Origin of the sequence: Clostridium cylindrosporum DSM 605, assembly GCF_001047375.1 — a bacterium.
GTDB lineage: Bacteria > Bacillota > Clostridia > Clostridiales > Caloramatoraceae > Clostridium_AB > Clostridium_AB cylindrosporum.
In genome coordinates this window covers 208,033-214,349 of record NZ_LFVU01000004.1, presented here as the reverse complement: position 1 = coordinate 214,349, position 6,317 = coordinate 208,033, and the positions used below count along the sequence as shown (strand labels likewise).

Here is a 6,317-nt window from a genome sequence, read left to right as displayed (position 1 = left end):
GTGTAGCTGACTGATACTAATAGATCGAGGGCTTAATCTTGATTAAGTTCAAAAATGCTGTGCAGTTTTCAAAGAATCATATCAAGTGATGATGGCAAAGAGGATACACCCGTTCCCATTCCGAACACGAAGGTTAAGCTCTTTAACGCCGATAGTACTAGTCTGGAGACGGACTGGGAGGGTAGGAAGTCGCTTGGTAAATAAAAACCTCACAAACCTGTGAGGTTTTTTATGTTGCTTAAAAGTTCTCAAAAGGAAACTTCTGGGCTAAAGCTCATAAGTGTAGACTACTGAAGAAAGTAATCTTTCCAAGGTAGTCTAGAATAAGTAACTTAATAAATGGCGAATCTATTTCTTCACTAAATTTTATTTACTTTTATGGCTATGGAGTTTCCATAGCTTTTTTCTTTTTTTGGATATACATAAAACCTATTAAAATAGCGTAATCTGTGTTAGAATTTATAGAAATACATGTATTTTATAAGGAAGCAAACTTTTATTGATAACATATAATTTGTATGTTATTATATGTTTATGGTATTCCGTAGAAATACATTTGTTTATATAGAAAATACATTTTACAATTTCGGAGGTTTATTTATATGAGGTGGATGGGATTAGTCAACGAGTTTAGAGAATATTTACCAGTTAGTGAGGATACTAAGGCAATTACTCTTCATGAAGGAAATACTCCTTTAATAAGAGCTGAAAACTTAGAAAAACTTATGCCTGGTATAGAAATATATCTAAAATATGAAGGTTTAAATCCAACAGGGTCATTTAAGGATAGAGGAATGACAATGGCAGTTACTAAGGCTTATGAAGAAGGGTCAAAGGCTGTTATTTGTGCATCAACAGGAAACACTTCAGCTGCAGCTGCTGCATACGCTGCAAAGGCAGGAATGAAGTGTGTAGTTATTATACCAAATAAGAAAATTGCTATGGGTAAATTAGCACAAGCTATTGCATATGGTGCTAAGATTATAGCTATTGAAGGTAATTTTGATGATGCTTTAGATATGGTTAAGGAAATTTCATCAAAGCACCCAATAACTATGGTTAACTCAATTAATCCATATAGAATAGAAGGACAAAAGACAGCTGCGTTTGAAATTTGTAACCAATTAGGGGATGCACCTGACTATCTTTCAATTCCAGTTGGTAATGCAGGAAACATAACTGCTTACTGGAAGGGCTTTAAGGAATATAAGGAACTTGGTAAGTCAAGTAGCCTACCAACACTTATAGGATTCCAAGCTGCAGGAGCTGCTCCAATAGTTGATAACAAGGTTTATGAAAACCCAGAAACTATAGCTACAGCTATAAGAATCGGTAACCCAGCTAGCTGGGATAAGGCTGTTGCTGCTCTTAAAGAATCAAATGGAGAAATAAACAAGATAACAGACGAAGAAATACTAAAGGGATACAAGATGCTAGCTTCAAGCGAAGGTGTATTTGCTGAACCTGCATCAAGTATATCAGTTGCTGGACTATATGATCTATACAACCAAGGAAAGATCAAGAAGGGATCAAAGGTTGTTTGTATTCTAACTGGAAATGGTATTAAGGACCCAGATACTGCTGTAGGACTTGGAGGAGACTTTAAGGTTCTAGAAGCAGATCTAGCAGCAATCGAGAAGGAAATACTACAAGGCTAGTTAGGAGTGAGATTAATGGTAAGGGTTAAGGTACCTGCTACAACAGCAAATATGGGACCAGGTTTTGACGCACTTGGTATGGCCCTAAGTATATATAACTATATAGAAGTTATACCTACAGATGAAGGTGTAGAAACCCTTGTTGAATCAGAGAATCTTCATCTAGAACTTGAAGAAAACCTAATTTATCAGGCTATAAAAAGAGTATATGATAAAGTAGGTGAATCATTTGGTGGCTTTAAGATTCACGTGTATAAGTGTGATGTTCCAATGTCTAGAGGACTTGGGAGCAGTGCTACTTGTATAGTTGGTGGAATACTTGCTGCAAATGAACTTCTTGGAGGTAAGCTATCTGAACAAGAAATGCTTGAAATCGCAAATAGCATGGAAGGGCATCCTGACAATGTTGCACCTGCACTTCTTGGTGGTATGGTTGCATCTGTTCAAGAAGATGGCAAAGTTTATTATTCAAAGGTAAGTGTACCAAGTGAAGTTCTATGTGCTGTTATGGTACCTAACTTTAAGGTAAGTACCAATGAGGCAAGAGGAGTACTACCTACTTCATACTCAAGGGAAGATTGTGTATTTAATATATCCCGTGCGTCTTTATTTATATCTGCTCTGCATAATGGGGAGATTGATACTTTAAGACACGTAGTACAGGATAGAATACATGAGCCTTATAGGGGTAAGCTTATACCTAATATAGATGAGGTATTTCAGGCATCTAAGGATGCAGGTGGACTATGTGAGTTTATAAGTGGTTCAGGTTCAACACTACTTGCTTTTGTTCATAGAGATAACAGTGAGTATCTAGAAAATATGAAAAGTGTTTTAGGTAAACTTGATAATGAATGGACAATTCAAATAGTATCACCTAATTTTGAAGGTGCATCTGTAGTTAAATAGATTTATAAATGATTAGGAATTCGGCTATGCTGAATTCCTTTTTTATATAATTAAGTTAATAAAAGCTTAAATTTTACAAAAAACAACAATAAGTCGAAAATTAAATTATTTCTTTAAGAATATAGCAAATAAAAGGGTTTGAGTTAAAAGGTTTAGAAAAACATAGTATTACCTATATACCTTATGATAATAGTTAATAAATAATCTAAATAGGCTAAAACATCAAAATGGAGTGTAATTTAACCTTATTTGGATGTAGTAAAGAGTAATACCTTTCTGTATAATCAGTTTGTTATTATTTTTAAAAAGAGAGGAAAACTTAAATGGGGGCTTTATACAGAGAAGAAGTACAGTGTTATGATAAGCGCGTATTAAAAATTGCAATAGGCATAATGGCTATCATATTGGCTGTACTAATATTATGCTTTATTTCAGATATAATGTTATTTGGGGATTACTATAAAGTTGTTTTAGGAGTAACTGCCCTTATATCTATTACATCAACAATTAAGTTTAGAAGAAAAATGGATAGGGTATATAGATACCAGATAATTGATAATGAGATATTAATAGAAGATGTAACTAAGGGTAGAAGAATAGTAAAGATTAATTTCAAGGCTAAGAACATAGTTACTATAGATAAATTAGGAGTTAAATATAGTGGCAAAGAAAGAATAGTTAGAGAGTATGATTTCACTTGTAACTCTAAGTGTATGAATGTTAAAAGGTGTATATTTGAAAGAGAAGGAAAATTATATAGCTTAAAATTTGAACCAAGTGAAGCTCTTATAAGAAAGATAGATGGTTTAAGAGGAATAGTTAAGTAGTCGAAAGAAGGAGAAATATGTCTCCTTCTTTATTTTTTGTTCTACTAATATCACCATATTATGCAAATACTTCTATGGTATAATTTAGAGATAAATATCTTTAAACTTACTGTGAAAAGAGGAGTGAATTTTAAGCATGAGTAAAAAGATATACCTACTTTTAACCAGAACAGGTACAAGGTTTTCTAGTATGATCTATAGGGCAACTGGATATGAATACACACATGCATCTATAGCTTTGGACAAGGATTTAAAGGAGTTATATAGTTTTGGAAGAAGAAACATGATGCTTCCATTTATAGCTGGCTTTGTTCGAGAAGATCTTAATAGTGGTGTATATAAAAAATATGATAATACAAAATGTGTAATATATGAGCTTGATGTAACAGAAGAAACCTATGAAAACATCAAAAAACTTATTAATGTATTTGAAGAACACAAGCATACATATAAATATAATTTTATTGGGCTTCCACTTATACTTTTTAACATACCTTATAAAAGAGAAAGACATTTTGTTTGTTCACAGTTTGTAGCCTATGTTTTACTAGAAAGCGGTGCAGCAGAACTTGATAAGGAATTTACAATGGTAAAACCAAGGGACTTTCTAAATATAGTAAATAAAAGACTTATATATAATGGTTTTTTAAGACAATATACTTATCCTGTATTATAAAAGCATCTTCACAATGTGGAGGTGCTTTTGTTATTTTGTTATATGGAAAAAGGGGGAGATCCATTAGTGTTGCCTTTAGCCAAAGGCAACACAACTACTTGCAAGACACTCTACTTTGATAAACATCTAATAAACAGGGTATGATATAATTTAGATATTAATTTCTAAGGTGGTGACAAGGTGACAACGCCGATTATTAATTCACTTATCAAATACAATGAAGAGGATAATATAAGATTTCATATGCCTGGGCACAAGGGTAGTGACATGGGGTATGATATTTTAAATAATATAAGAGACAATCTTTATTCCTTTGACGTAACTGAGGTTGATGGTACTGATGATTTGCACTGTCCTATGGATTCGATTAAGTTATCTCAAGAGGAGACAGCAGCTTGCTATAGTGCAGCTAGAAGTTTTTATCTAGTTAATGGTAGTACAGCGGGGATATATGCAATGATCTTATCATCTGTTAACAAGGGTGATAAGATAATTATACAAAGAAATTGCCATAGGTCGGTTTATATGGCATGTTTTATGGGAGAATTAAATGCTGAGTATATAATTCCTACAGTTCTAGATGAATTTTCACTAGCTGTATCTATAGATGTAAATGAGGTAAAGCGCGTTGTTGAGAATAACACAGATGCTAAGGCTATTGTTATAACATCTCCTACTTATTATGGAACATGCTGCAATATATCAGAAATTAGTGAAATTGCGAAAAAATATAACATGTTATTATTAGTTGACTCTGCACATGGTGCACACTTTCCATTTAGCAGTAGTCTTCCTAGTACTTCCATAGAACTTGGAGCTGACATGGAGGTTGTTAGTTTTCACAAGACATTACCTGCATTAACTCAAACAGGGGTATTAAATATATCTACAAGGGCGTTAGATGTAGTAGGTGGTGAAAAACTTCAGTTTATGCTTAGCTTATATCAAAGTACTAGTCCATCATACATCCTAATGTCATCAATTGAGGCTGCAAGGGATGTAATGGAGAATCATGGAGAAGAACTAATAGAGAATGTTTTAGGCTATATATATGAATTTAGAAAGAAAATGGAGGGTTCAAAGATTTTTAAAATCCTCGATTTATCATATATAGGAAGAGCATCTATACATAATATAGATCCTACTAGAATTGTAATATCCTCTAGCATAGGAGGAGTAAGGCTTATGGAACTACTTCGAAGTGATTACTCTATACAGGCTGAAATGGCGGATGGGAGAAATATAGTAATTATAGGAACTATATTTGATAGCAAGAAGTACTATAATAAACTCTACACTTCACTTAATGATATAGAGACTAGGTTTAGTAGTGGTGATTTAAACTATGTAGATAACAGGGAATTAAGGATTCAAGATTATACATACAAAGTAAAACTTCCTATTTTCAAGGGATATAGCTTAGCTAAGGAAAAGATTTTGCTAGAAGAGAGCGAAGGTAGAATTAGTGGAGAGATGGTAGCACCATATCCACCTGGTATTCCTATACTACTACCAGGGGAGTTAATAACAAATGACAAGATAAAGTGTATAAAAGCATGTAAGGAATTAAAAATAGATGTTAATGGAATTGAAGATAAAAGTCTTAAAACTATTAAAGTTATAGTTAATACTTTAGATTAATCGGAGGAAACTATGGGTAAAATATTTTGTTTAATGGGGAAAAGTAGTTCTGGAAAGGATACTATATTTAGAGAGATTAAAGAGGATAAGAATCTAGGTCTTTTACCCATTATAGGTTATACAACAAGACCTAAGAGAACAGATGAAACAAATGGGGTAGAGTATTACTTCATCGATAACAATACTCTGAGTGGATATAGAGAGTGTGGAAAACTAATAGAGGAGAGGGTATACAATACAGTTAGTGGCGATTGGCATTACTGTACACTAGATGATGGACAGATAGACCTAAGCAAAAACTATATACTTATTACAACTCTTGAGTCCTATAATAGCCTTAAAGCTTACTTCGGTGAAGAGTATGTAGTTCCTTTCTATATTAAGGTTGATGATGGTATTCGTCTTGAAAGGGCATTAATAAGAGAGATGAAGCAAGAAAATCCAAATTATGATGAGCTATGTAGAAGGTTTCTTGCAGACAGTGTAGATTTTAGTGAAGAGAACCTAAGTAAATTAGGTATTAAAAAATCATACTCTAACTATGACCTTGATAAATGTATTGATAAAATAAAGAAAGAAATTCTAAATTTAATATAGGGTTAATAG

The 6,317-nt window shown here is 33.0% G+C and carries 6 protein-coding genes and 1 rRNA gene; all 7 read left to right on the top strand.

From position 1 onward, the window contains the following. Positions 1-81 precede the first annotated feature (81 nt). Positions 82-198 (top strand): 5S ribosomal RNA (gene rrf, locus CLCY_RS03120). 404 nt (positions 199-602) lie between these two features. Next, on the top strand, positions 603-1,658 hold the full coding sequence (gene thrC / locus CLCY_RS03115) for a threonine synthase (protein ID WP_048569677.1): 1,056 nt from the start codon (positions 603-605) through the stop codon (positions 1,656-1,658). Positions 1,659-1,673: 15 nt separating this feature from the next. Beyond that, positions 1,674-2,567: a homoserine kinase gene (gene thrB / locus CLCY_RS03110; RefSeq protein WP_048569676.1), complete on the top strand. Its 894-nt coding sequence runs from the start codon at positions 1,674-1,676 to the stop codon at positions 2,565-2,567. A 323-nt stretch (positions 2,568-2,890) separates the two neighbouring features. Next, complete coding sequence (locus CLCY_RS03105) at positions 2,891-3,394, top strand: hypothetical protein (RefSeq protein WP_048569675.1); 504 nt, start codon at positions 2,891-2,893, stop codon at positions 3,392-3,394. 136 nt (positions 3,395-3,530) lie between these two features. Then, positions 3,531-4,070, top strand: a complete 540-nt coding sequence (locus tag CLCY_RS03100) for a hypothetical protein (protein WP_048569674.1) — start codon at positions 3,531-3,533, stop codon at positions 4,068-4,070. A gap of 180 nt (positions 4,071-4,250) precedes the next feature. Beyond that, the gene (locus CLCY_RS03095) at positions 4,251-5,711 is read left to right on the top strand and encodes an aminotransferase class I/II-fold pyridoxal phosphate-dependent enzyme (protein ID WP_048569673.1); all 1,461 of its coding nucleotides are present in this window, start codon (positions 4,251-4,253) and stop codon (positions 5,709-5,711) included. 12 nt (positions 5,712-5,723) lie between these two features. Next, on the top strand, positions 5,724-6,308 hold the full coding sequence (locus CLCY_RS03090; protein ID WP_048569672.1) for a nucleoside/nucleotide kinase family protein: 585 nt from the start codon (positions 5,724-5,726) through the stop codon (positions 6,306-6,308). Positions 6,309-6,317: the final 9 nt, after the last annotated feature.

Excerpts from the sequence above, each read along its gene's own strand:
- CLCY_RS03090 (WP_048569672.1), top strand. The coding sequence starts at position 5,724 with ATGGGTAAAATATTTTGTTTAATGGGGAAAAGTAGTTCTGGAAAGGAT.
- CLCY_RS03105 (WP_048569675.1), top strand. The coding sequence starts at position 2,891 with ATGGGGGCTTTATACAGAGAAGAAGTACAGTGTTATGATAAGCGCGTA.
- CLCY_RS03100 (WP_048569674.1), top strand. The coding sequence starts at position 3,531 with ATGAGTAAAAAGATATACCTACTTTTAACCAGAACAGGTACAAGGTTT.
- thrB (WP_048569676.1), top strand. The coding sequence starts at position 1,674 with ATGGTAAGGGTTAAGGTACCTGCTACAACAGCAAATATGGGACCAGGT.
- thrC (WP_048569677.1), top strand. The coding sequence starts at position 603 with ATGAGGTGGATGGGATTAGTCAACGAGTTTAGAGAATATTTACCAGTT.